This window comes from Pseudomonas alkylphenolica, from assembly GCF_016009175.1.
In the GTDB taxonomy this organism is placed as follows: Bacteria; Pseudomonadota; Gammaproteobacteria; order Pseudomonadales; family Pseudomonadaceae; genus Aquipseudomonas; species Aquipseudomonas alkylphenolica_B.
The window spans coordinates 194,811-218,681 of record NZ_JADUCM010000002.1 but is presented as its reverse complement, the minus strand read 5'-3'; the positions used below and the strand labels follow the sequence as shown (position 1 = coordinate 218,681).

The 23,871-nt window shown below is 61.2% G+C and carries 21 protein-coding genes; 9 read left to right on the top strand and 12 right to left on the bottom strand.

The window, feature by feature from the left end:
• Positions 1–23: 23 nt before the first annotated feature.
• A complete protein-coding gene (locus tag I5S59_RS03245) occupies positions 24–2,903 on the bottom strand; it encodes an EAL domain-containing protein (protein WP_197875375.1) in 2,880 nt (959 codons plus the stop codon).
• A gap of 223 nt (positions 2,904–3,126) precedes the next feature.
• Between I5S59_RS03245 and uvrD the strand changes: the two genes are divergently transcribed.
• From uvrD to I5S59_RS03230, 3 genes are all read left to right on the top strand, one after another.
• Positions 3,127–5,310: a DNA helicase II gene (gene uvrD, locus I5S59_RS03240; protein ID WP_197875374.1), complete on the top strand. Its 2,184-nt coding sequence runs from the start codon at positions 3,127–3,129 to the stop codon at positions 5,308–5,310.
• A gap of 180 nt (positions 5,311–5,490) precedes the next feature.
• Positions 5,491–6,348 carry a Tim44 domain-containing protein gene (locus I5S59_RS03235; protein WP_197875373.1) on the top strand — a complete coding sequence of 286 codons (858 nt, stop codon included), beginning with the start codon at positions 5,491–5,493 and terminating at the stop codon, positions 6,346–6,348.
• Positions 6,349–6,459: 111 nt separating this feature from the next.
• Positions 6,460–6,867, top strand: a complete 408-nt coding sequence (locus tag I5S59_RS03230) for an SMI1/KNR4 family protein (RefSeq protein ID WP_128321976.1) — start codon at positions 6,460–6,462, stop codon at positions 6,865–6,867.
• 144 nt (positions 6,868–7,011) lie between these two features.
• Here I5S59_RS03230 and I5S59_RS03225 read toward each other — a convergent pair whose 3' ends face one another.
• Positions 7,012–8,772, bottom strand: coding sequence for a cation:proton antiporter (locus I5S59_RS03225; RefSeq protein ID WP_197875372.1), 1,761 nt, complete (start codon positions 8,770–8,772; stop codon positions 7,012–7,014).
• A gap of 322 nt (positions 8,773–9,094) precedes the next feature.
• On the opposite strand from I5S59_RS03225, the gene I5S59_RS03220 reads away from it, so the two are divergent.
• Positions 9,095–9,580, top strand: coding sequence for an acyl-CoA thioesterase (locus I5S59_RS03220; protein WP_197875371.1), 486 nt, complete (start codon positions 9,095–9,097; stop codon positions 9,578–9,580).
• Here I5S59_RS03220 and pdxY read toward each other — a convergent pair.
• Positions 9,577–10,449, bottom strand: coding sequence for a pyridoxal kinase PdxY (gene pdxY, locus I5S59_RS03215; RefSeq protein WP_197875370.1), 873 nt, complete (start codon positions 10,447–10,449; stop codon positions 9,577–9,579). The two genes, I5S59_RS03220 and pdxY, sit on opposite strands and share 4 nt — an antisense overlap.
• Positions 10,450–10,567: 118 nt before the next feature.
• On the opposite strand from pdxY, the gene I5S59_RS03210 reads away from it, so the two are divergent.
• Positions 10,568–10,960, top strand: coding sequence for a DUF3301 domain-containing protein (locus I5S59_RS03210; RefSeq protein WP_128321980.1), 393 nt, complete (start codon positions 10,568–10,570; stop codon positions 10,958–10,960).
• Here I5S59_RS03210 and I5S59_RS03205 read toward each other — a convergent pair.
• The 3 genes from I5S59_RS03205 to zigA are packed head-to-tail and all read right to left on the bottom strand — an operon-like array spanning position 10,957 to position 13,814.
• Entirely contained in the window at positions 10,957–11,928 is a 972-nt protein-coding gene (locus I5S59_RS03205; protein ID WP_197875369.1) for a CobW family GTP-binding protein, read from the bottom strand. The genes I5S59_RS03210 and I5S59_RS03205 overlap by 4 nt on opposite strands.
• Before the next feature lie 42 nt (positions 11,929–11,970).
• Complete coding sequence (locus I5S59_RS03200; RefSeq protein ID WP_197875368.1) at positions 11,971–12,606, bottom strand: DUF1826 domain-containing protein; 636 nt, start codon at positions 12,604–12,606, stop codon at positions 11,971–11,973.
• Positions 12,606–13,814 (bottom strand): zinc metallochaperone GTPase ZigA, encoded by a 1,209-nt coding sequence (gene zigA, locus I5S59_RS03195; protein ID WP_197875367.1) that lies wholly within the window; start codon positions 13,812–13,814, stop codon positions 12,606–12,608. Before zigA ends, I5S59_RS03200 begins: the two co-directional genes overlap by 1 nt.
• A gap of 161 nt (positions 13,815–13,975) precedes the next feature.
• On the opposite strand from zigA, the gene I5S59_RS03190 reads away from it, so the two are divergent.
• Together I5S59_RS03190 and folE2 are read left to right on the top strand one after the other, a co-directional pair.
• Positions 13,976–14,326 carry a glutamine synthetase gene (locus tag I5S59_RS03190; protein ID WP_420066434.1) on the top strand — a complete coding sequence of 117 codons (351 nt, stop codon included), beginning with the start codon at positions 13,976–13,978 and terminating at the stop codon, positions 14,324–14,326.
• Between the two features lie 36 nt (positions 14,327–14,362).
• Positions 14,363–15,250, top strand: coding sequence for a GTP cyclohydrolase FolE2 (gene folE2, locus I5S59_RS03185; protein WP_197875365.1), 888 nt, complete (start codon positions 14,363–14,365; stop codon positions 15,248–15,250).
• A 6-nt stretch (positions 15,251–15,256) separates the two neighbouring features.
• Here the strand turns inward: folE2 and I5S59_RS03180 are convergent, their stop codons facing one another.
• Positions 15,257–15,784: a DUF3617 domain-containing protein gene (locus I5S59_RS03180; protein WP_197875364.1), complete on the bottom strand. Its 528-nt coding sequence runs from the start codon at positions 15,782–15,784 to the stop codon at positions 15,257–15,259.
• A 128-nt stretch (positions 15,785–15,912) separates the two neighbouring features.
• On the opposite strand from I5S59_RS03180, the gene cls reads away from it, so the two are divergent.
• Positions 15,913–17,352, top strand: a complete 1,440-nt coding sequence (gene cls / locus I5S59_RS03175) for a cardiolipin synthase (RefSeq protein ID WP_197875363.1) — start codon at positions 15,913–15,915, stop codon at positions 17,350–17,352.
• A 4-nt stretch (positions 17,353–17,356) separates the two neighbouring features.
• On the opposite strand, the gene cfaB is transcribed toward cls, so the two are convergent.
• Positions 17,357–18,541: a C17 cyclopropane fatty acid synthase CfaB gene (gene cfaB, locus I5S59_RS03170; protein WP_197875362.1), complete on the bottom strand. Its 1,185-nt coding sequence runs from the start codon at positions 18,539–18,541 to the stop codon at positions 17,357–17,359.
• Between the two features lie 210 nt (positions 18,542–18,751).
• Between cfaB and lpdA the strand changes: the two genes are divergently transcribed.
• Positions 18,752–20,152: a dihydrolipoyl dehydrogenase gene (gene lpdA, locus I5S59_RS03165; RefSeq protein ID WP_197875361.1), complete on the top strand. Its 1,401-nt coding sequence runs from the start codon at positions 18,752–18,754 to the stop codon at positions 20,150–20,152.
• Positions 20,153–20,154: 2 nt separating this feature from the next.
• Here the strand turns inward: lpdA and I5S59_RS03160 are convergent, their stop codons facing one another.
• The 4 genes from I5S59_RS03160 to I5S59_RS03145 form a co-directional block, all read right to left on the bottom strand.
• Positions 20,155–21,360, bottom strand: coding sequence for a benzoate/H(+) symporter BenE family transporter (locus tag I5S59_RS03160; protein ID WP_197875360.1), 1,206 nt, complete (start codon positions 21,358–21,360; stop codon positions 20,155–20,157).
• 102 nt (positions 21,361–21,462) lie between these two features.
• A complete protein-coding gene (gene catA, locus I5S59_RS03155; RefSeq protein ID WP_197875359.1) occupies positions 21,463–22,395 on the bottom strand; it encodes a catechol 1,2-dioxygenase in 933 nt (310 codons plus the stop codon).
• Positions 22,396–22,433: 38 nt separating this feature from the next.
• Positions 22,434–22,724, bottom strand: a complete 291-nt coding sequence (gene catC, locus I5S59_RS03150) for a muconolactone Delta-isomerase (protein WP_197875358.1) — start codon at positions 22,722–22,724, stop codon at positions 22,434–22,436.
• A gap of 11 nt (positions 22,725–22,735) precedes the next feature.
• Entirely contained in the window at positions 22,736–23,857 is a 1,122-nt protein-coding gene (locus I5S59_RS03145; protein WP_197875357.1) for a muconate cycloisomerase family protein, read from the bottom strand.
• Between the last annotated feature and the right edge of the window lie 14 nt (positions 23,858–23,871).

The window sequence follows — 23,871 nt, the reverse complement described above, 5'->3', positions numbered from 1 at the left end:
GCTTTAGCCAGCAGCACGGCCCGCTAGCCGAGGAAGCGGGCCGTGCTGCTGCCGAGCAGCTCACTGAACGACGTGGCATCCAGCGGTTTGCTGATCAGGTAACCCTGCACTTCGTCGCACCCCTGCTCGCGCAGCAAGGCCAGTTGCTCGCGGGTTTCCACGCCCTCGGCTACCACTTTCAGGTCCAGACTCTTGGCCATGGCAATGATCGCCCGGGTGATCGCGGCGTCTTCGCTGCCTTCATGCAGCCCACGGATAAACGCCTGGTCGATTTTGACGTAATCCACCGGGAAACGCTTGAGGTAGCTGAGCGATGAATAGCCGGTGCCAAAGTCATCGATCGCCAGCTTGACCCCCAGTTCATGCAATTGCGCAAAGGTGGTGATGATGTGCTCGACGCTGTCGAGCAACTGGCTCTCGGTCAGTTCCAGCTCCAGCAGGTGCGGCGCCAGGCCGCTTTCCTTGAGGACCTGACGCACCAGGCTGACCAGCTTGCCCTGACGCAACTGGTACACAGAGAGATTGACCGACACCCGGATCGGCGTCAGCCCCTGGCGCTGCCACTCACACGCCTGCCAGCAAGCCTGGCGCAGGACGAACTCACCAATCGGCGCAATCAGCCCGGTTTCTTCGGCCAGGCCGATGAACTCGCTCGGTGGCACCATGCCCCATTCTGGATGCTGCCAGCGCACCAGTGCTTCGGCAGCCAGCAACTGACCTTTACGCAGGCACAACTTGGGCTGGTAGTAGACCAGCAACTGACGCTCCTCGATGGCCTTGCGCAGGTGGTTCTCAAGCTGCAGGCGTTCGAGGGTGCTGGCACGCAGGCTCTCGGTATAGAACTGGAAACTGTCGCCCCCCAGGTGCTTGGCATGCTGCTTGGCCATGTCGGCCTGACTGACCAGGGCGCTCAGGTCGAAGGTGGCATCCGACAATACACTGATGCCGACCGACGCGCTGATCACTACCTCATGTCCATCCAGACGCTGTGGCACACGCAGTTTGTCCAGCAGCCGGGTGGTCACCCGCACCAGGCTGGACAGGTTGTTGTAGCCATCGAACAGCACGGCAAACTCGTCACCGGACAGACGCGCCACGGTATCCGCTTCCGGTACCGCGCTGGCGATGCGACGCGCCATTTTCTGCAGCAGTTGGTCCGCCACTTCGTGGCCCAGGCTCTCATTGAGCAACTTGAAGCGGTCCAGGTCGATGTGCAGCAACGCCAGGCTGCGGCCATTCAGGCGTACCCGCTGGCTGGCATCATGCAGGCGCAGGCGGAACAACGCCCGGTTGGCCAACCCGGTCAGTTCGTCGTAGTGCGCCAGATAACGCAGGCGCTCCTCGGATTCCCGGCGTGCCGAGAGGTCGGTAAAGAAGCCAACGATATGACTGATCACGCCGCGGGCATCACGTACCCCGTTGAGTTGCAGCCACTGCGGGTACAGCTCGCCATTCTTGCGCGCTTCAACCAACTCGCCCTGCCAGCGCCCCTGCTGTTCCAGCGCCTGCTCAATGGCCAGGCTGTGTCGCCGGGCGTCGTGACTGCACGGCAATTCGAGTGCGTTGCGTGCGAGCAACTCTTCACGGTTATAGCCGGTGACATCACAGTAAGACTGATTGACCGCCAGCAGCACAAAGTCCGGGTCCAGGATGGCAATCCCCTCACTGGCAGCCTCAAACACTGTGGCCGCCAGCCGCTGCTGTTCTTCCTGCGCCTTCTGTGCGGAGACATCCCGGCGTGTGCCCAGCATGCGCACGACCGTGCCATTGGCGCCGTGTTCTACCGCCCGTCCACGGTCCTCGATCCAGCACCAGTGCCCCTGGCTGTGGCGTATCCGGTATTCGACACGATAATCCTCGGTGCGCCCCTTGAGGTGGTCGACCAGGGTTCGCCGTAGCAGCGGCAAGTCTTCCGGGTGCAAGCGCGGCTTGAGGTCGTTGCGCACACTGCGCACCACAGCAGGATCAAGGCCGAACAGCTCACGTAGCTGGGTGTGGTGAACCTCGTCGGTCTCCAGGTTCCAGTCCCACAACCCCAGTTCACTGGCCTCGAGGGCCAGGGCCAGGCGTTGTTCGCTCTTGCTCAGGGCATGGTTGGCCTGGTCCAGTTCCTGTCCACGCTGGGCCACGCGTGATTCCAGGCCGGCCTGGGCCTCGCGCAATTGCTCTTCGACCTGACGCCGCTGCTCCACTTCTCCGGCCAGCGCCTGATTGAGGCGTTCACTGCAGCGCTGCGCCTCCTGCAGGTGTTCAATCAAGGCCTGATTCTGAAAGCGTCTGAGCAGGCCACGCTCAATCAGGCGATTGACCTGCCAGGCAACCACCAGCAATGCCACCAGCAGAATCAGCCCCAACCAGCCCCAACCTTGATGCAGTTCGTCGCCCTTCCAGAACAGAAAGGCGATGGGTGGCAACAGGCAGGGCAAGGTAAAGCTGAGGAAGGCTGGCAGGCTGACGGCGTAGGCGATACTGGCGGACAGGGTCGCCGCCCCCAGCAGGCCGAACACCCAGGCCTGCTGCACAAAATTATCCACAGGCACCAGAGCGATCGCCGCGCTGGCCAGGGTCAGGCCACTGAACGCCGAACCCAGCAGAAACATCCGCCGCCATGTCGGCTGGGCCTGACGTTCGGGCATCGCCGCGTCAAAAGCCGCCACCTGGATGACTCTCAGTGCAACCAGCGCCATCAGCCAGACTACCCAGACGCTGACCAGCAGGTAGCGTGCCGGGTTCCACAGCAACCAGGCGCAGACCAGGCCATTAAGCAGCATGAGCAAAGTGGGCAGCAACGAGCCCTGGTAGAGCAGTCGGGTACGCTCCACCGCGAGTTGCGTGGCAAATTGCTTGCGAATATGCCTGCGTGCCGCTTGAGGCACGCCGACGGCGCCGGAACCGAGTGTCATAGGCAGTGTTCTTGTAATGGTTAGCCCTAAACGAGCACGGAGCATACACAAGCAGGCGCCTGGACCAAACTGCTCTGGATCATAATTCTGTCGTGCATTTTTCGACGCAAAGCGCTCAAACGTGCAGGCCTTGGGCTGCAGGCCGATGACCGTCGGGCGCAGGCGGGCAAGTTTTTCTACTGTATGTTTGCCCAAGAGTTGCCTGCGCCCCTAAAATGCCCGGATGCGCGATGATCTCTCTCTCCTGTTGAACTCTCTCAACGACGCCCAACGTCAGGCCGTAGCGGCCCCCGTGGGTCGTCAGTTGGTCCTGGCCGGTGCCGGCTCCGGCAAGACCCGTGTGCTGGTGCACCGCATCGCCTGGTTGATCCAGGTCGAGCAGGCCTCGCCCCACTCGATCCTGTCGGTGACGTTTACCAACAAGGCCGCGGCAGAAATGCGCCAGCGTATCGAGCAGCTGATGGGTATCAACCCGGCCGGTATGTGGGTGGGTACCTTCCACGGCCTGGCCCATCGCCTGCTGCGTGCCCACTGGCAAGAAGCCGGGCTCAACCAGAACTTCCAGATTCTCGACAGCGATGACCAGCAACGCTTGGTCAAACGCGTGATCCGTGAGCTGGGACTCGACGAACAGCGCTGGCCGGCACGCCAGGCCCAGTGGTTCATCAACGGCCAGAAAGACGAAGGCCTGCGCCCTCAGCACATTCAGGCCAGTGGCGACCTGTACCTGGGTACCATGCGCAGCATTTATGAAGCTTACGAAGCCGCCTGCCAGCGTGCCGGCGTGATCGACTTCTCCGAATTGCTTTTGCGCGCCCTGGACCTGTGGCGTGACCACCCGGGCCTGCTCGAACACTACCAGCGACGCTTCCGTCACGTGCTGGTGGACGAGTTCCAGGACACCAACGCCGTGCAGTACGCCTGGTTGCGGCTGCTGTGCAAAGGTGGCGAAAGCCTGATGGTGGTGGGCGACGACGACCAGTCGATTTACGGCTGGCGCGGCGCCAAGATCGAGAACATTCACCAGTACAGCGCCGACTTCCCCGACGCCGAGATGATCCGCCTTGAGCAGAACTACCGCTCCACCGCCGGCATCCTCAAGGCTGCCAACGCCCTGATCGCCAACAACAGCGACCGCCTGGGCAAGGAGCTGTGGACCGACGGTGGCGACGGCGAGCCGCTGAGCCTGTATGCCGCATTCAACGAACACGATGAAGCACGCTACGTGGTCGAAACCATCGAGAGCGTGCTCAAGACCGGTCTGGCGCGCAGCGACATTGCCATTCTGTACCGTTCCAACGCCCAGTCGCGCGTACTCGAAGAGGCCCTGCTGCGCGAACGTATCCCGTATCGCATCTACGGTGGCCAACGCTTCTTCGAACGTGCCGAAATCAAGAACGCCATGGCCTACCTGCGCCTGCTTGAAGGCCGTGGCAACGACGCGGCACTGGAGCGGGTGATCAACGTACCGCCACGCGGTATCGGCGAAAAAACCGTCGAAGCGATTCGCGACCACGCGCGCCACGCGCAAGTGTCGATGTGGGAATCGATGCGCCTGCTGATCGCCAACAAAGCCCTCAAGGGCCGCGCCGCCAGTGCCCTGGCCGCCTTTATCGAGCTGATCGAAAACCTCGCCGCCAAGGTCATGGAGATGCCCCTGCACCTGATGACCCAGACGGTCATCGAGCAGTCGGGCCTGATCATCTATCACCAGGAAGAAAAGGGTGAAAAGGGCCAGGCGCGGGTAGAAAACCTTGAGGAACTGGTCAGCGCTGCGCGCAACTTCGAAACCAGTGAAGAAGACGCCGAGCTTTCACCCCTGGCGGCTTTCCTTGGCCACGCGTCGCTGGAAGCCGGCGATGCGCAGGCGGACGAGCACGAAGACAGCATCCAGCTGATGACGCTGCATAGCGCCAAAGGCCTGGAGTTCCCTCACGTGTTCCTGGTCGGCATGGAAGAAGGCCTGTTCCCGCACAAGATGAGCCTGGAAGAGCCCGGCCGTCTGGCGGAAGAGCGTCGGCTGGCCTATGTCGGCATTACCCGGGCCATGCAGCAACTGGTGATGACCTACGCCGAAACCCGACGCCTGTACGGCAGCGAGACCTACAACAAAGTGTCCCGTTTCGTTCGCGAAATTCCGGCGGGCCTGATCCAGGAAGTACGCCTGTCCAACAGCGTCAGCCGCCCTTTCGGTTCCGGCCAACAGCAAAACACCAGCAGCCTGTTCGCCAACGCGAACATTCCGCAAACCGCGTTCAACCTTGGCCAGCGGGTGCAACACGCCGTGTTCGGCGAAGGCGTGATCCTCAACTTCGAAGGCTCCGGCGCCCAGGCGCGGGTGCAGGTCAACTTCGCCGAAGGCAGCAAGTGGCTGATGCTCGGCTACGCCAAACTCGAAGCCCTGTAGGAACGATAGGGCCCTGTGATCCGCGGGGCCTGACTAACGGCAATCGCCGGGCGGGGCCTGCGCCGCAGCGCCAGCCCCGGCTTTTTGAGCAAAAGATGGAAACATCTTGGCGCTGGTCATGTGTCCTGCAACCTGTGCACCATGACACGCGTGCAATCCACAAAACGGGAATACCCTTCTATGCAACGTTTTCTCAGCATCGCCCTGGCGTTGTGCATCGGCCTGACAATGAGCCTCGACGCCAGCGCCGCCAAACGCATGGGCGGCGGTAAAAGCTCCGGCGCCGCGCCTATGCACCAGACTCGCCAGGCAACCCCGACCACCCCGGGTGCCTCGCCAACCGCACCAGGTCGTGCCCCTGCAGCCGCCAGCGGCGCATCGAAATGGCTCGGCCCGCTGGCCGGTCTCGCCGCCGGTGGCCTGCTGGCCTCGATGTTCATGGGCGATGGCTTCGACGGCATGCAGATCTTCGACATCCTGATCATGGCCGTGATCGCTTTCCTGGTGTTCCGCTTCATCGCCGCGCGCCGCCGCAAGCAGCAGCCACAAATGGCCGCTGCCGGTCATGCGCCGTTCCAGCGTGAAGCCCATCAGCCGGCTGCCCAACCGTCGATTTTCGGTGGCTCCGCCGCGCCTGCCGCCGCAGCCAGTCCGGTCATCAACGCACCGGCCTGGTTCAACGAGCAAAGCTTCCTGGCCGCTGCCCGTAACCACTTCCAGACGCTGCAGCAGCACTGGGATGCCAACGAAATGGACAAGATCGCCGAGTTCGTTACCCCGCAAATGCTGCAGTTCCTCAAGCAGGAGCGCGCCGAGCTGGGTGATGGCTTCCAGTCCACCTACATCGACAACCTGAACGTGCAGCTTGAAGGTGTCGACGACCGCGCCGACAAGACCATCGCCACCCTGACCTTCAGCGGTGTGTCGAAAAACTCGCGCTTCGACCAGGGTGAAGTGTTCAGCGAAAGCTGGAACATGGAACGCGCCCAGGGCGAAAACCAGCCTTGGCTGGTCGCCGGGATCCGCCAGAACGGCTGATCTTGAGGCATTGCACAAAAAACCCCGGGCCTGTCCCGGGGTTTTGCTTTTAGCGCACCGGGCTACTAGGGTATAACGCGCAGCGTGTCGTGAAGGTTAGAGGATAGAACCGTGGAAGAAGTCATCGAGCAGCTCCGAGAAGCCAACGAGCCGGTACCCGTGCCGCTTGAGCTACCGGACGAAGACCAACTGGTCGAGATCGAGGAAGAGTTGTTCATCAACATTCCATTCGTCTTCAAAGAGTTTCTGCTAACGGTCAGCGATGTGGTGTACGGCAGCCTCGAGCCCGTCACTGTCACCGACCCGCAATCGCATACCTACCTGCCAGAAGTTGCCGCAAACGCCTGGGACGCCGGCGTTCCACGCGACCTGATCCCGATCTGCCAGGACGGCGATGATTATTACTGCGTCGAAGAAGACGGCACCGTCGTGCTGTGGTCCGGCGAAGAAGAGATCGTCACTGAAGACAGCTGGGAATCGGTCTGGCACTGGGCCCGGGATGTCTGGCTGGAAAGCTGAATGAGAAATATCCGCATAAATTAATGGCCCCTTGCCATTAATGTTCGTAGAATCGCCATGCATTCCTGTGCGTGGCGATTCGCTACCGCTCCATCCCCTCGGACATACGAATCGTCCCGTACAGGAAGCGCCCCGCCCATCACCTCAAGGGTGATTGTCCTGATGGTTATCCAGTGTCTCCAGCAACGCAATCTGCATGCGCGTGTGCACGCGGATGAACCAGCGCCAGAGCAAAGCCACCACCACCGCCGCCACTACCACAATCAGCACCAGCAGCTCGCTGGTAGGCAGAATGCTGGCTGAAAGTGCCGACAAGAGCAGGAAAATCACCAGCAGCGACAGCAACGGGATGACCTCGGCTATCACCCGCCGCACACGCTGGGTATGCCGCCCGGCCATTTCCGGCTTGACCCCCATCTCCGCCAGGAGCATCGACAGTGCCTTGAGCTTGCGGTAAGCCGCGATAAGGAACGGCAACGACAGCAGTAATGCCGCACCCCAGATCAGTGCCTTTTGCTGACCGGCATCGTTGATCCACTCGCTCAGGTACTCGCCGATCCGCGCCGCGAAGTAACCGCCACTGAAAAAAATCGCAATCACCAACGCCAGGTTCACGCCCACCTGAAGCAGGATGCGTCGAATCATCGAAGCCAGTAGCGCGCCTTCACCGTGGGGCTGGATACTGCGCAACCACTCACCGTACAACGACAGCACCCGCGCCAACCGTCGGGGAACAATGGTGGCCAATTTAAGAGACAAGGGATCGGCACCACGGATCAGGTAAGGCGTGAGCAGCGTGGTAATGGCCGAGACGGCCACTGCCACCGGGTAGAGGAAGTCACTGGTGACCTGCAAGGTCATGCCAAGCGCGGCGATGATGAAAGAGAACTCGCCAATCTGCGACAGCCCCATCCCCACCCGTAGCGACGTGCGGCCATCGTTGCCCGCAATAAACGCGCCCATGCCACACGACAGCATCTTGCCCAACACGACGGCAATGGTGATCACCACGATCGGCCAGGCATATTCAACCAGCACGCTCGGATCGATCATCATGCCGATGGCGACAAAGAAAATGGCGCTGAACAGATCACGGACGGGTTCGATCAGGCGTTCAATCTTAATCAGCTGCCGAGACTCAGCCATGATCGCGCCGATCAGGAACGCCCCCAGCACCATGCTGTACTCAAGCTTGACCACCAGCAGGCAAAAGCCGAAACACAGCCCCAACACAGTGATCAGCAACATCTCGTTGCTTTCAAAACGCGCCACGTAGGCCAGCAACCGCGGCACCAGCAAGATCCCCACAACCAGGGCCACGATCATGAACAGCGACAGCTTGCCGACCGTGGAAAATACCTCGCCGGAGCTTACCGAACCGCTCACCGCGATGCCTGAGAGCAAGGCGATGATGCCGATGCCGAGGATGTCCTCGACAATCAGCACGCCAAAGATCAACTGGGCAAAGCGTTCGTTTTTCATCTTCAGGTCGTTGAGCGCCTTGACGATGATGGTGGTCGAAGAAATCGCCAGGATCGCGCCGAGGAACAGCGAGTCCATGGTGCTCCAGCCAAACCAGCGTCCGATCTCGAAACCGATCCAGATCATCAGGACGATTTCCAGGAACGCCGCGATAAACGCCGTAGCACCGACCTTGAACAGCTTGCGCAGGCTGAACTCCAGGCCCAGGCAGAACATCAGGAAGATCACTCCAAGCTCGGCCAGGGTCTTGATCGTGTCTTCGTCGTGGATCAGCCCGAACGGCGGCGTGTGCGGGCCGATAATGAAGCCGGCAACGATGTAGCCCAGCACCACCGGCTGCTTGAAGCGGTGGAACAGGATAGTAACCACACCGGCGATCAGCATGATCACTGCCAAATCCTGGATGAAACTGATGGCATGCACGGCGCGGTACTCCTTACCTTGTCACGAAGGAAAAACCGCGACTCTCCCGAAAACAGACCGATTGAGTTGCGGGTACTTAGTGTTTTTAATGTAGGAAACCCACTTTGCGTGGGTCTGTTCAGGTTAACACTGGCGCTTGTCACGAAAAGCCGATGCAATAAGTGGAAACAGATCGACCAAATCAACGCCATAAATGGCAAAACCAGCGTGACGGCAAGGCCGCTGTCAGCGTCCCGTCTTTTAGATGGGAATCGTATTAGGGGAAAGAAGCGTGAATACCAGTCGCCACCCCGCCTCAGCGCAACCTAACCGTGAGCACACTATGGAACCTGGAAACGCCCAACTGTCGATGACCGTCCTGATGACCCCGGACAAAGCCAACTTTTCCGGCAATGTGCATGGCGGCACCCTGCTGAAGTACCTTGATGAAGTCGCCTATGCCTGTGCCAGCCGCTATGCCGGGCGCTATGTGGTAACCCTGTCGGTGGATCAGGTGGTCTTCCGCGAGCCGGTGCATGTCGGCGAACTGGTCACCTTTCTCGCCTCGGTCAACTACACTGGCAACACCTCGATGGAGGTGGGCATAAAGGTGGTCACTGAGAACATTCGCGAGCGCTCGGTACGCCACAGCAATAGCTGCTTTTTCACCATGGGGGCCGTTGATGACGACCGCAAACCGGTCGCGGTGCCGCCGCGCCAGCCAGAAACCAGCGAGGAGAAGCGCCGCTTCCTGCAAGGCAAGCAGCGCCGACTGATTCGCCAGGAGCTGGAAAAGCGCTACCAGGAACTCAAGGGCGACACACTTTAAACCGAGACCGGATGCGCCTCGAAGCGCACCCGCGGATGCACGATGCGGTCCTGGGCCCGCACCAGTTCAAGTTCGTAACTGGCGCAGGCCTGGGTTTCAAGCAGCACTTCGTGCACGGCAGCAGCGGTGAATTCGAACGCTGCCAGCCAGTCATCGCCCAGCAGCACGCGGGCGAGGAACAACCCCGAGGTCAGGTCGCCGACGCCCACCGGCTGGCGCGGAAACGCCAGCAGCGGGCGGCGGATGTGCCAACTGCCTGCTGCCGTCACCAGCAGCATCTCGAAATCCTGCGCGCCGCGTCCCGGATACGCCAGGTGCTTGACCAGCACCGCTTTCGGCCCACGCGCCAGCAGGCTGCGTGCCATGGCAACGCAGTCTTCCAGCGATTCGGGGCGACGCCCGCAGAAGCTATCAAGTTCCAGCTGGTTGGGGCACAGCACATCGGCCACCGCCACCGCTTCGTCCAGCAGGAAGCTGCTGACTTCGGCCGGCACAATGCAGCCCTTTTCCGGGTGGCCCATGACCGGGTCACACAGATACAGGGCTTTGGGGTTAACCGATTTGATGCGGGCAACGCCGCTGAGGATCGCCCGTCCTTGCTCGGCGCTACCCAGGTAGCCCGACAGCACTGCATCGCAATTGCCCAGCTCGCCGATCGCTGCAATGCCTTCGACCAGTGCAGGAATTTGCGCTGGAGCAAGCACTTCCCCCGTCCACTGGCCATACTGAGTGTGGTTAGAGAACTGCACCGTATTGAGCGGCCACACGTTGACGCCCACTCGCTGCATCGGAAACACCGCCGCGCCGTTACCGGCATGGCCGAAAACCACATGGGACTGGATAGCAAGCAAGTGTGGCGTACGTTTCATGCAAAACTTCCGAAACAATTAGATGAAAAACACGGCACGCAGTATGGCGCTAAATGCCACCTGTACGACAGACCGCAGAGCCAGTTAAGCTGAACGTACATCGCTGGAGCAAATGTAAATGTTGACCCTGGGTAATCTCTTCGTGCTGATGCTGCTGGCCACGGCCGGCGCCTGGCTGTGGCACAACCATGGATTGCGCGAAAAAGCCCTGGAACGGGTCAAGCAGCATTGCGCCAAGCTCGACCTGGAGTTGCTGGACGGCAACGTCGCGCTCAAGCGCATCGGCTTTGTCCGCGATGCCAGCGGTCGTAAACGCCTGGCGCGGGTGTACAACTTCGAATTCACGGTCACCGGTGAGCAGCGCCACCCTGGCACCGTCACCCAGTTCGGCGCGCACACGATGCAGATCGAGCTGGCGCCCTACCCGTTCGAAATCAAGCCTGCACCACAGGCTGACAACGTCATCGAAATGAACCAGTGGCGCCAGGATCACAACCGCTGGCGTAACTAGCGTAAGCAGGCCTGCATGGCCGCCTGCAAGGCATCGCGATTCTGCGCCGATGCAAAAATGAGCTCGATGCGTGAGTCGCGGCGCCATTCGCTGGTCTGCCAGATCAGCGCCTGCTGACCCGCCAAGGCGTTGATCGATTGCCATCCTTGCGCGCTGTGGATAACCAGCTTGGCCCGACGCCAGTCAGTGCTGTGCAAAAACAGCTCGATGCGCTCCCGGTCAAACACCTGCTGCGGATGCCAGCGCCAACCGATACTCCAGCCTTCTGCAGCGTCCTGCACGCTACAGATAGCCTCGTGTGGATTTGTCCACAGGGTCGCCACAGGCCCGTCCGCAGGGGGCAATGTCAGCTTATCCACAGCCTCGATGAACGAAGGTTGCGGGGCCTGACCGGGGAGCATCGACAAGGGTAGATAACCTTGCTCGGTCCAATACAACGCCTGACTCGGCAGCTGTGAACTTATCCACAGGCGGCGATCCGTGCTCACACCGGCTGACTTGTTCAACACCAACAGACCAGCACCGGCCAACGCCTGCTGCTGCGCCTCGGGCAGCGTCTGACCGGCTGCCAGTTGCTCGGCATCCAGCACCATCACGCCGGGTTGTACCGCCAGCACACCACGCCACGGCGGCTGTCGCAGCTGCTCGAGGAGCTGCAACGGATGCCCAAGGCCCGACGGCTCGATGAACAGCCGATGCGGTCGGGCCTTACGCAGCAAGCGCCCCAACCCGACCTGAAAGGGTGCGCCATTGACACAGCACAGGCAGCCACCGGCCACTTCCCCCATAGCAATGCCCTGATCGTCGGTGCTCAACAGCGCCGCGTCGAGGCCGATCTGACCGAACTCATTGATCAGCACAGCCCAGCGCTCATCGGCCGGTCGTTGAGACAGCAGCTGGCGAATCAGGCTGGTCTTCCCGGCGCCCAACGGCCCGGCAATCACATGAGTAGGAATGTTCTGCAGCATAGGACGGTATAGGCTCCGGATTTTCGTCACTATGCCTCGATTTCAGGCCAACCAGTCAAGGCTGAGTATCAAGCGTCGCTCACCACGGGCCAGCGACGGCGAACGGTGGACCAGGCCGGCACCCTGGTTACCCAGCCACTTTTCGCCTTTCAGCAGGGCAACATCGCCCGCGACCAGTTGCTGAATTTCGCACAGGTCGGGTTGCTCATCAGCCAGCCGCGAGCGCTGGATCGCCCCTTCCTTCAGCCATTCACTACCGGGGCCGGCATAGGTGGTGAGCAGACGCACCGGCACATGATCGACATGAAAGCGCGGGCACATGGCGCGATCCAGCGCAGTGACACGCAGGCCAACGCGGCGGGCATCGAGCAGACAGGAAAACGCCGCCACCAGCCAGGCAACGTCGGCGATGAAGGCCTCACGGCCCTGCACGTCGGCGTAACCGGCCAACACCCCGTCAAGCTCTGGCGATTGATGCCGGGCATCCAGTTCCAGCACCCGGCGCTCGCCAACCGGTTGGTTCAACGACAACAATGCGTTGGCAAAGTCCTCGATCTGCACCGGCAAGCGCCGCTGCCAGACCGCCATGTTGACGGTGTCCTGCAACACGTCGGTCAACACCTGCGGCGTGTCGCCCTGGGCCTGCCGAATGGGCAGTTGCGGCCTGCTCGCCAGCATCAGACCGCCTCCTCGTCATACCAGCCGTCAAACGGGTCCGGCAGTTGCCGCCAGCCTTCGACGCCCTGCGCCATTTCTACCTCGTTCAGCAGGCAGGCTTCGAGGTCCGCCTCCAGACGCCTGAAGTCGATATGCTGGCCGATGAACACCAACTCCTGGCGGCAATCACCCTGCTGGGCCGTCCAGTGCTTGAGGATCGCGGCAGTGCTGTGTTCATCCTGCGGCCAGTCCGGACGCGGTACAAACCGCCACCAACGCCCGGCAAAGCCATAACGCATCATGCCGCCGGCCTGCGACCAGCTGCCGGCGTCCTGGTGCTTGCTGGCCAGCCAGAAAAAGCCTTTGGAACGCAGCAACCGGCCGTTTACCCAGGGCCTGTTGATAAAGTCGAAGAAGCGCTGTGGATGAAGCGGTCGACGCGCCTGCCAGACACTGGCGGCGATACCGTACTCCTCTGTTTCCGGCACATGTTCGCCGCGCAGTTCCTGCAGCCACCCCGGAGCTTGTGCGGCACGCTCGAAATCGAACAGCCCGGTGTTGAGGATCGACGCCAGCGGCACCTGCCCCATCAGCATCGGCACTATTCGCGCCTGGGCGTTGAGGCTGCGCAAAATGGCCGTGAGTTCTTCACGCTCATCGCGGCTGATCAGATCGATCTTGCTGAGCAGGATCACATCGGCGAACTCCACCTGTTCGATCAGCAGGTCACTGATCGAGCGCTGGTCGTCCTCGCCCAACGTTTCCCCCTGACTGGCCAGGCTCTGCGCGCCCTGATAATCGCGCAGGAAGTTCAGCCCATCGACGACCGTCACCATGGTATCCAGGCGCGCCTGGTCGGCGAGGCTCGTGCCCTGTTCATCACGGAAGGTAAAGGTCTCGGCAACCGGCAGCGGCTCGGAAATACCGGTGGACTCGATCAACAAGTAGTCAAAGCGGCCTTCACGCGCCAGACGCCCGACTTCTTCCAGCAAGTCCTCGCGCAAAGTGCAGCAAATGCAGCCATTGCTCATTTCCACCAGATTTTCTTCAGCGCGGTTGAAGCTGACATGACGTTGCACCTCGCTGGCGTCGATGTTGATTTCACTCATGTCGTTGACGATCACCGCCACCCGCAGGTTCTCGCGGTTGCGCAGCACATGGTTCAGCAGCGTACTTTTACCAGCCCCGAGGAAGCCGGAAAGCACAGTGACAGGAAGGCGGTTGGGCATGGTCAGATCCTCATCGGGCAGGTGCATTCAAGCGATGCATTGCACAATGTTATAATATAACAATACAATCTCGCCAAGCTGCTTTACCCAACCTCGACCAAAGGCTTCGCCAAGGACGCCAAACATTGAACAGCTTTTGCTCGTCTGTCGCTGTCGCGTTACTGCTGTGCCTGCCCGTTGCCGCGCAGGCGCTGCCCCTGAGCAAAGGCCTGGCGTTGTGCACCCGCAGCGCCACCTTGTTGGCCTGTGGCGACGCTCAAGGCAACTACTACAGCGTGCGCATCGACGGCAGCACGACGTACCTGCGCGGCTATGAAGTGGAAGGACGGCGGCTCTGGACACAAACCAACAGCCGCTACGGCCAGCTGACGTTCTACACCGGGCTGGCCAGTGACGGTGAAACCTGGGTGGGCTACAGCCGCAAAGTCGGCTGGACCACCTTCAACCGGGTGTCCAGCTCCAGCGGGCAACGCTTCAAGGTACGTTGCGAACGTCTTAGCGGCTGCCAGTAAACACCACACTCTCCTGCCCTGGAATTTGAGCTGCCCATGACCGCCCTGACGCTTCCTGATATTGCCGCGCAAACCAATCAAAGTTCGTTGCCACTGAACTGGGTCGGTATGTGCAACATTGCCCTGCCCGTGCTGTTTGACGGCCGCCTGATGCGTGCAAGTGCCGACGCGGGCGTCAACCTGGACGATGGCAACTCACGCGGAATCCACATGTCGCGCCTGTACCTGGCGCTGGATGTTTTCGAGCAGCAGCCTTTAACACCGCAGCTCGTTCACCAGGTGCTGGATACTTTTCTTCAGAGTCATGCCGGGCTATCCACGGGCGCCTATTTGGAATTGCGCTTTGAGCTGATGCTTAAACGCCCTGCATTGATCAGCCCATTGGCGGGCTGGAAAGCGTATCCCGTCACTCTATCCGCACAGCTCAAAGATGAAGTGTTCCACGTGGAACTAAATGTGCAGCTGGATTATTCCTCCACCTGCCCTTGCTCCGCTGCCCTGGCCAGGCAATTGATTCAACAGCAATTTCTTGCCGATTTCGGCGACCGAAGCCTTAGCCAAGACGCAGTACTCAATTGGCTGGGTAGCGCTCAGGGTGTGGTGGCAACGCCACACAGCCAACGCAGTTCCGCACAGCTGCGGATCCGTTTGAAGGAGGGAATGAACGGGCTGCCGATCAAAGCCCTGATCGATCAGGCGGAAGCCGCTCTAGGCACCGCTGTGCAAACAGCAGTGAAGCGCGCAGACGAACAGGCGTTCGCCTTGGCCAATGGTCAGAACCTGATGTTCTGCGAAGACGCCGCGCGACGCTTGCACCGGGTACTGCAGCGATTGCCCTGGCTGAGCGGCTTCACCCTGCGTGTGGAACATGCCGAAAGTCTGCATGCCCACGACGCAGTCGCTCAGAGCCAGTGGCACTGGTAGCGCGCTTCAGGTCCGCGGCTTGACGGTGCCACAGTCTTCACCCAGCCAGACGGCACGGGTGTTCATGCTGCCTTGTTGCTGGACACCTGAGGCATTGAAGGTGCCATTCACTGTGGTGGTGAACTCTTTGTCACTCTGGAAGGTTGCCACACCGTTGCCCTGCGCTTTCGGGCAGCTGAAGGTGAACTTCCAGACATTGCCCGTGCGATCGGTAATCTTCTGGGTGCAACCGGACTTCGGGTCTTGCAATGGAATGTCGTTGGTCTTGACCTGTTCCGGCGTCAGGCACGAACGCACCCCCTGACCTGCAACACTGATGCCCTGCTTGGCCAGGCCGCCTTCAATCATCGCCCGCTGTTCGGGTGGCAGGTTCTTCAGCTGGCCGAGCATGAAGCCCATGTCCGGCAGCGCCTTGCCATCCACCTGCATATTGCTGGTGGTCAGCTCCCACAGACCCGGTTGCAACATCTGCGCATGCACCAACGGGCTCGCCAGCCCCAGAACCAGTGCCAGCACTGGCAGACGACTTTTCATGTAATGACTCCTCGAAACTCCAGCCCCAAGCTGGAACACAGCTTAGACGCCAATTTGCCCTTTCGGTTGCAAGTGCAGTGTGGAACATGCTCTGTTAGTAGCCAGTACCTTTGGACAGCAGGATGCGTATGGATTACCACAGCCCCTACTTCTTCGGTTACCTGATCGGTGCCCTGCACTTGCTCGGTGCGATCGCTGCCATGCATGCGGTGCTCACCGTACGCACCGCCCAGGGTGCAATTGCCTGGGCCCTGTCACTATTGTTCATCCCTTACTTCACCCTGATCCCCTACCTGATCTTTGGTAGCCGGACCTTCGACGCCTACATTCAGGCCCGGCGTCAGGCCAACCGGGAAATGCATGTCGCCATGGCCGACCTGAACTGGCGGCCGTGGGTGGATGAAGCATTGGCGGCACGAAACTCTGAATCCTACGGCGCATTGCGGGCGATGCCCAAGCTGGGACGAATGCCTTGCCTGGCGAACAATCAGGTACGGCTGCTGATCGACGGCAAGGCCACCTTCGACGCCATCTTTGCCGCCATCGAGCAGGCCAGTACCACCGTGCTGGTGCAGTTCTTCATCATCCATGACGACAAACTGGGACGGGCCCTGCAAGCGCTGTTGCTAAAAAAAGCCGCCCACGGCGTGAAGGTTTATGTGCTCTACGACGGGGTTGGTAGCCATGCCCTGCCTGCCAGCTACAGCCAGACCTTGCGCGATGGCGGTGTGAATGTGCGCGCCTTTGCCACACGCCGCGGCTTGTTCAACCGCTTCCAGGTCAACTTTCGCAACCACCGTAAAATCGTGGTGGTCGATGGTGTACAGGGGTTCCTTGGCGGTCATAACGTCGGTGACGAGTACCTGGGCGAGAAGCCGCGGCTGTCACCCTGGCGCGACACCCATGTCCAGGTCACAGGCCCGGTGCTGGCATGCCTGCAGGAGTCGTTCGCCGAGGACTGGTTCTGGGCCGCACGCGAGTTGCCGCCGCTGATCCTTCCTGACGCCTATCCAGAAGACGGTGTGCTTTGTCAGGTGTTGGCCAGCGGGCCGGCTGACCCACAGGAAACCTGCTCGCTGTTTTTTGTCGAAGCGATTCATTCGGCGCAACAACGCCTGTGGATCACCAGCCCCTACTTCATCCCGGACGAAGCGGTGTTCGCCGCCCTGCGACTGGCTGTGCTGCGCGGCGTCGATGTGCGCATCCTGCTACCGTCGCGCGCAGACCATCGCATCGTCTATGCCGCCTCCAGCCTGTTCGCGTTCGAGGCAGTACGGGCCGGTGTTCGCATGTTCCGCTATGGTCCGGGGTTCCTGCACCAGAAGGTGGTGCTCATCGACAATGACGTCAGCGCCATCGGCAGCGCCAACCTGGACAACCGCTCGTTCCGGCTTAACTTCGAAGTGATGCTGCTGACCGTCGACCGCGATTTCGCCGACCAGGTCGAAACCATGCTCATCCATGACTTCGACCTTTCCCGAGAGATCAGCGCTGAAGACAGCCAGGATACGCATCGCGTGCAACAACTGGGGATGCGTATCGCCCGGCTGATTTCGCCGATCCTCTGAGCGCTTAGCGGTAGAGGTCTTCGCGGGTCAGCGGCAGGTCATGGTGGCCATCGGCGAAGGGTTTCACCGCAAGAATCTGATGCAGGTTGATCCAGCCCTTGGCAAAGGCATAAGAGCAACCGGCCAGGTACAGGCGCCAGATCCGCAGGGCTTTCTCCGGCACCAGCGTCGCGGCTAACTGCAGCTGGCTTTCCAGGCGGTCACTCCAGTGTTTGAGGGTACGCGCATAGTGCAGGCGCAGGCTCTCAACGTCGACAACCTCAAGGCCGGCCTGGCTGATGCTGGCGGCAATCATCGACAGGTGCGGCAACTCGCCGTGAGGGAACACATAGCGCTCGATGAAACTTCCTGCGCCTCGCCCTACCGGACGCCCGTCCACATGCTTGGCGGTGATGCCATGGTTCATCACCAGCCCTCCTTCTCGCACGGCACCGAACAGCCGCTCACAATACAGCGCAAGGTTGGCATGGCCGACATGCTCGAACATGCCGACACTGACCACCTTGTCGAAGCGACCGTCCTGAGGGAGGTCGCGGTAGTCGAGTATCTGCAGGTCCACCTGATCCTGCAGGCCTTCGGCCTTGATCCGTTCCCGACCCAGCTTGAGCTGCTCCTTGCTCAGGGTGATGCCGAACACCTTGGCGCCGAACTCCCGTGCAGCGAACCGCGACAGGCCACCCCAACCGCACCCGACATCGAGCAGGTAGTCACCCTTCTGTAAACGCAGCTTGCGGCACAGGTGTTCGAACTTGTTCTGCTGGGCCTGTTCCAGGGTGTCCTGTTCCGATTTGAAATAGGCACAGGAGTAGGCCATGTCCTGATCCAGCCACAGCTGATAGAAGTCGTTGGACAGGTCGTAGTGATAGGAAATGGCCGCCGCGTCAGTCGCCTTGTCGTGCTCGCGGCGCACCGGCTGTTCATCGACTTCATGCTTGAGCAGCGCTTCACTGAGTTCATCGCAAACCCGGATCACCTCACTGATGGTGCCCTCCAGTTCCAGCTTGCCTTCGACGAAGGCAGCGCCCAGTTCGTCCAGGCTTGGATGGGTCAGTTGGCTGATCAGCTGCGGATCCTTGACCAGGATGGTGACCTGCGGCTTGGGCCCCAGATCGATCTCATGACCATCCCACAGCTTCAGGCGCAGTGGCAGTCGCAGGCTTTGCAGAACAGGCGGAAGTTGCGCAAGCATGAATTGAGCCTCCCTTTCTTCATCGGACGTCACCGCAAAAGGGTAGTTCATCTGTTGGAAGTTTCAGCCTATCGCGACCATAGTCTGAAGCGCTCGGCCCCGTTCCAGACCCTTTTGGGGTAATCAAGCTGCGCGATAAATTGTATACAATCAATCGCCGGGCAGACTAATCTTGGCGCCATTGTCGATTCTTCATCCTGGAGTACAACAATGAAAACCTATGATGTGGTGATCATCGGCGGCGGCCCGGGCGGCTATAACGCCGCAATCCGCGCCGGCCAACTGGGCATGAGCGTCGCCTGCGTGGAAGGCCGCTCGACCCTGGGAGGCACCTGCCTGAATGTCGGTTGCATGCCATCCAAGGCCCTGCTGCACGCTTCGGAGCTGTATGAAGCGGCGGCAGGAAGCGAGTTCGCCAACCTGGGAATCGAGGTCAAACCCACTCTCAACCTCGCCCAGATGATGAAACAGAAAGACGAAAGCGTGACAGGCCTGACCAAGGGCATCGAGTTCCTGTTCCGCAAGAACAAGGTCGACTGGATCAAGGGCTGGGGCCAGATCGCAGGCACGGGCCGGGTCAATGTCACCGCCGAAGATGGCAGCGTCACCGAACTGCAGGCCAAGGACATCGTCATCGCCACCGGCTCTGAGCCCACGCCGCTTCCCGGTGTGACCATCGACAACCAGCGCATCATCGACTCCACCGGCGCCCTGTCGCTGCCCGGCGTACCCAAGCACCTGGTGGTGATCGGTGCCGGTGTCATCGGCCTGGAGCTGGGCTCGGTATGGCGCCGCCTGGGCAGCCAGGTCACGGTGATCGAATACCTCGACCGCATCTGCCCGGGTACCGACGAAGAAACCGCCAAGACCCTGCAACGCTCACTGGCCAAACAGGGCATCAGCTTCAAGCTGGGCAGCAAGGTCACCCAGGCCACCGCCTCGGCGGAAGGTGTCAGCCTGAGCCTGGAACCCGCCGCCGGCGGCGCCAGTGAAACCCTGCAAGCAGACTATGTGCTGGTGGCTATCGGTCGCCGCCCCTATACCAAGGGCCTGGGCCTGGAAAACGTCGGCCTCGAAACCGACAAGCGCGGCATGCTCGCCAATGAGCACCATCGCTCCGGCGTGCCGGGTATCTGGGTGATCGGCGACGTCACTTCCGGGCCGATGCTTGCGCACAAGGCCGAAGACGAAGCAGTGGCCTGCATCGAGCGGATTGCCGGCAAGGCCCATGAGGTGAATTACAACCTCATTCCCGGGGTGATCTACACCCGTCCGGAACTGGCCAGTGTCGGCAAGACCGAGGAGCAACTGAAGGCTGAAGGGCGCGCCTACAAGGTCGGCAAGTTTCCCTTCACCGCCAACAGCCGGGCGAAGATCAACCACGAGACCGAAGGCTTCGCCAAGGTCCTGGCGGATGCCAACACCGACGAGGTGCTGGGCGTACACCTGGTCGGCCCGAGCGTCAGCGAAATGATCGGCGAGTTCTGCGTGGCCATGGAGTTCTCGGCCTCGGCCGAAGACATCGCCCTGACCTGCCACCCGCACCCGACCCGCTCCGAAGCCTTGCGCCAGGCGGCGATGAACGTCGAAGGTATGGCCATGCAGATCTGACCTCAGTCAGCCTGCACCCCTACCCTGCTCACCTGTGGCGCTGGCCGCCGCAGGTGCAGCAGCAGGTGCGCGAACACACCGAAGATCAGCCCCCAGAACGCCGCCGACAAACCCAGGAACGACATCCCCGAGGCCGTCACCAGAAAGGTGATCAACGCCGCCTCGCGATCATTCGGCACGCTCATGGCGCCAGCCAGTGCGCCACCGATGGCCCCGAACAGAGCCAGCCCGGCCAGCGCCGCGATCAAGGCTGCCGGAAACGCTGTGAACAGCGATACCAGCGTCGCCCCGAACACGCCCAGCATCAGGTACAACACACCGCCGCTGACCCCCGCCCAATAGCGCTTGCGCGGATCGTCATGCGCTTCGCGGCCGGTGCAGATCGCCGCCGTGATTGCCGCGAGGTTGAGGCCATGGCAACCAAAAGGCGCCAGCATCAGGCTGGTGAACGCATTACTGGCGATGATCGGGCTTGCCGGGGTTTGATAGCCGTCGTTGCGCAACACGGCGATGCCCGGCACAAACTGCCCGGTCAGCGCCACCATCACCAACGGCAAGCTGATGCTCAGCAAGGCATGCCAGATGAACACCGGCGTAGTCCACACCGGCGTCGCCAACCCCACCACCAGCGCCGAACTGTTCATTTCGCCGCTGAACACGGCAATGCTCACACCGCACACCAGTACGGCCAGCACCGCATAGCGTGGCGCGATACGCTTGAACAGCAGGTAGGTGACGAACATCGCCAGCACCAACAACGGTTGCGACTTCAGCGAGGTGAACAGCCCGGTACCGAAGCTGAACAGGATACCGGCCAGCATCGCCGCGGAGATGGCAGGTGGCAGCTTGCCGACGATACGGTCAAAAGCGCCCGACAACCCCACCAGCAGAATCACCAGGTTGGCGACGATGTAAGCGCCGACCGCCTCGGCAAACGCGATATCCGGTAGTAGTGCCACCAACAGCGCCGACCCCGGTGCCGACCAGGCAATCACCAGCGGGACCTTGAAGCGCAGGCTGAGCACGATGCCCAACACACCGCTGCCGATGGAAATGGCCCACACCCAGGAAGACAGTTCGGCCGCCGACAACTGCGCGCTGTGAGCAGCCTGAAAGATGATCACCAAGGGGCCTGCATAAGAAATCAGCGTGGCAATGAAGCCCGCAACCAAGGCAGAGAGGGAGCAGTCCTGGAGTATTGTTTTCATTGGATCATCCAGTAAATGGCTTCTGAAAAGCAGCGCGGGGCAAGCGCGCTTCCACAAACACTGTGGGAGCGCGCTTGCCCCGCGCCGGATTCAACCCGGTTCTCAGGCGTCCTGCAACGCCCGCGGCCGCTTGCTGCGTGCTTCGCTGGCAGGCTTGGGTGCCGCGAGCAACTGGAAGTCGAAGTCCATTTCGGCAAAGCGCCCTTCAACACCGCGGGCATCGGCTGCCGCCGCGTCCTCGACAAAGCGCAGTTCGCCGATCAAGCCATCACGGGTGGCATAGGCAAAGTCGTCCCACAGGTACTGATCACCGGCCAGGTTGATCTGGGTGGTCAGGTGACGATAGCCCGGTGCCGAGATGAAGAAGTGGATGTGCGCCGGACGATTGCCGTGACGCCCCAGGTGGTCGAGCAACTCCTGGGTCGGGCCGTCAGCGGGGCAACCATAGCCGGACGGTACGATGCTGCGGGCACGGTAGCGGCCTTCGCCATCGGTAACGATGCGCCGACGCAGGTTGTAGTCTGACTGGGTGCTGTCGAAATACGAATAGGTACCCTGGGTGTTGGCATGCCACAGGTCGACCACGGCGCCAGCCACCGGCTGACCTTGCTCGTCGAGGACACGGCCCTGAAGGAACATCACGGTACCCGGGTCCAGGCCGTCGTCCATGCGCACTTCGCCTTCGGCCAGCGGTGCGCCGGCGACATACAGCGGACCTTCGATGGTGCGCGGCGTACCGCCGCTGATGCCGGCTTCGGCGTCCTGGGCATCCAGTTGCAGGTCCAGGTAGTGTTCCACGCCCAGTCCTGCGACCAGCAAGCCGGCCTCCTGGCGCGAACCCAGGCGGTTGAGGTAATCCACCGCCTTCCAGAACTCATCAGGTGTCACCTGCAGGTCTTCGATGATGCGCGCCACATCGTTGACGATGCGGTTGGTCACCCGCTTCATGCGCGGGCTGCCCAGGTCGTTGTTCAGGCCACTGACTTCTTCGAAGAATTTCTGGACATCGGCAGTGTGAGCGATCTTCACGGTCATGGTATGTACCTCGAATTGTTGTTATCGGCGTTTCGCGTTCAACGGTCGTCGCTGTGGATCGATGACGGGTGGCGGCACAGGCCATCGATTTCGATGGCCATGTAGGGGAACAGCGGCAGCTGCATCAGGGTGTCGTGCAGCGCCTCGACGCTGGGCAGGTCGAACACGCTGTAGTTGGCGTAGTGCCCGGCGATGCGCCACAGGTGGCGCCAGCTGCCTTCGCGCTGCAGGCGCTGGGCCAGTGCCTTTTCGTCGGCCTTGAGTTGCGCGGCTTTGGCCGGGTCAATGTCCAGGGGCAGGTTCACGGTCATTTTCACGTGGAACAACATGGCATCTCTCCTTACTTGCGGCTGAAGAACGCCAGGCGCTCTTCGTCCAGGGTCAGGCCCAGGCCCGGGGTGCGGGGTACGTGCAGGGCGAAGTCGCGGTACACCGGCGCCTCGTTGACGATCTCTTCGGTCAGCAGCAGCGGGCCGAACAGTTCGGTGTGCCAGGTCAGTGTGTTCAGGGTGACAAAGGCATGGGCAGCGGCCAGGGTGCCGATCGAACCTTCGAGCATGGTCCCGCCGTACAGGGCGATACCGGCGGCTTCGGCGATCTGCGCGGTGCGCAATACGGCACGCGGGCCGCCGTTCTTGGCGATCTTCAAGGCGAAGATGCTCGCTGCGCCATCGGCCGCCAGGCTGAAGGCATCCTCGACGCTCTCGATGGATTCATCGGCCATGATCGGTGCCGGGCTGCGCTGGTTCAGGCGCACTTGACCGGCACGGTTGATCCGCGAAATCGGTTGCTCGACCAGGTCGATACCGTTGTCGCCCAGCACCTGACAGGCGCGGATGGCCTGGGACTCGTCCCAATACTGATTGACGTCGACCCGCACGCTGGCGCGTTCGCCCAGTGCGCGTTTGATGGCGATCACATGGTTGAGGTCATGGGCGACTTCGTTGGAACCGATCTTCAGTTTGAAGATGCGGTGACGGCGCAGATCGAGCATCTGCTCGGCCTCGGCAATGTCGCGCGCAGTGTCGCCGCTGGCCAGGGTCCAGGCCACTTCCAGGCTGTCGCGCACACGCCCGCCAAGCAGTTCACTGACGGCCAGGCCCTGACGCTTGCCCTGCGCATCGAGCAACGCACTTTCGATCCCGGAACGGGCAAAGGTGTTGCCTTTGATGACCTTGTCCAGGCGTTGCATGGCGGCATTGATGTTGCTGGCATTCTGGCCGATCAGCAGCGGTGCGAAGTAGCTGTCGATGTTCTGCTTGATGCTTTCCGGGCTTTCGTTGCCATAGGCCAGGCCGCCGATTGTGGTGGACTCACCGAGGCCTTCGATGCCATCCGAACACTGCAGGCGGATGATCACCAGCGTCTGTTTCTGCATGGTGTGCATCGCCAGTTTGTGCGGGCGAATGGTGGGCAGGTCGACGATCAGCGTCGAGATGCGTTCAATCAGGGGATGACTCATCGATATCTCCAGGG

Bases quoted from the DNA above. Each gene is read 5' to 3' on its own strand.
- catA (WP_197875359.1), bottom strand. From the start codon at position 22,395: ATGACCGTGAAGATCGCTCACACTGCCGATGTCCAGAAATTCTTCGAA.
- pdxY (WP_197875370.1), bottom strand. From the start codon at position 10,449: ATGAAACGTACGCCACACTTGCTTGCTATCCAGTCCCATGTGGTTTTC.
- I5S59_RS03145 (WP_197875357.1), bottom strand. From the start codon at position 23,857: ATGAGTCATCCCCTGATTGAACGCATCTCGACGCTGATCGTCGACCTG.
- catC (WP_197875358.1), bottom strand. From the start codon at position 22,724: ATGTTGTTCCACGTGAAAATGACCGTGAACCTGCCCCTGGACATTGAC.
- I5S59_RS03245 (WP_197875375.1), bottom strand. From the start codon at position 2,903: ATGACACTCGGTTCCGGCGCCGTCGGCGTGCCTCAAGCGGCACGCAGG.
- cls (WP_197875363.1), top strand. From the start codon at position 15,913: ATGGATTACCACAGCCCCTACTTCTTCGGTTACCTGATCGGTGCCCTG.
- lpdA (WP_197875361.1), top strand. From the start codon at position 18,752: ATGAAAACCTATGATGTGGTGATCATCGGCGGCGGCCCGGGCGGCTAT.
- I5S59_RS03220 (WP_197875371.1), top strand. From the start codon at position 9,095: ATGGAACCTGGAAACGCCCAACTGTCGATGACCGTCCTGATGACCCCG.
- cfaB (WP_197875362.1), bottom strand. From the start codon at position 18,541: ATGCTTGCGCAACTTCCGCCTGTTCTGCAAAGCCTGCGACTGCCACTG.
- folE2 (WP_197875365.1), top strand. From the start codon at position 14,363: ATGACCGCCCTGACGCTTCCTGATATTGCCGCGCAAACCAATCAAAGT.
- I5S59_RS03160 (WP_197875360.1), bottom strand. From the start codon at position 21,360: ATGAAAACAATACTCCAGGACTGCTCCCTCTCTGCCTTGGTTGCGGGC.
- I5S59_RS03205 (WP_197875369.1), bottom strand. From the start codon at position 11,928: ATGCTGCAGAACATTCCTACTCATGTGATTGCCGGGCCGTTGGGCGCC.
- I5S59_RS03210 (WP_128321980.1), top strand. From the start codon at position 10,568: ATGTTGACCCTGGGTAATCTCTTCGTGCTGATGCTGCTGGCCACGGCC.
- zigA (WP_197875367.1), bottom strand. From the start codon at position 13,814: ATGCCCAACCGCCTTCCTGTCACTGTGCTTTCCGGCTTCCTCGGGGCT.
- I5S59_RS03180 (WP_197875364.1), bottom strand. From the start codon at position 15,784: ATGAAAAGTCGTCTGCCAGTGCTGGCACTGGTTCTGGGGCTGGCGAGC.
- uvrD (WP_197875374.1), top strand. From the start codon at position 3,127: ATGCGCGATGATCTCTCTCTCCTGTTGAACTCTCTCAACGACGCCCAA.
- I5S59_RS03200 (WP_197875368.1), bottom strand. From the start codon at position 12,606: ATGCTGGCGAGCAGGCCGCAACTGCCCATTCGGCAGGCCCAGGGCGAC.
- I5S59_RS03235 (WP_197875373.1), top strand. From the start codon at position 5,491: ATGCAACGTTTTCTCAGCATCGCCCTGGCGTTGTGCATCGGCCTGACA.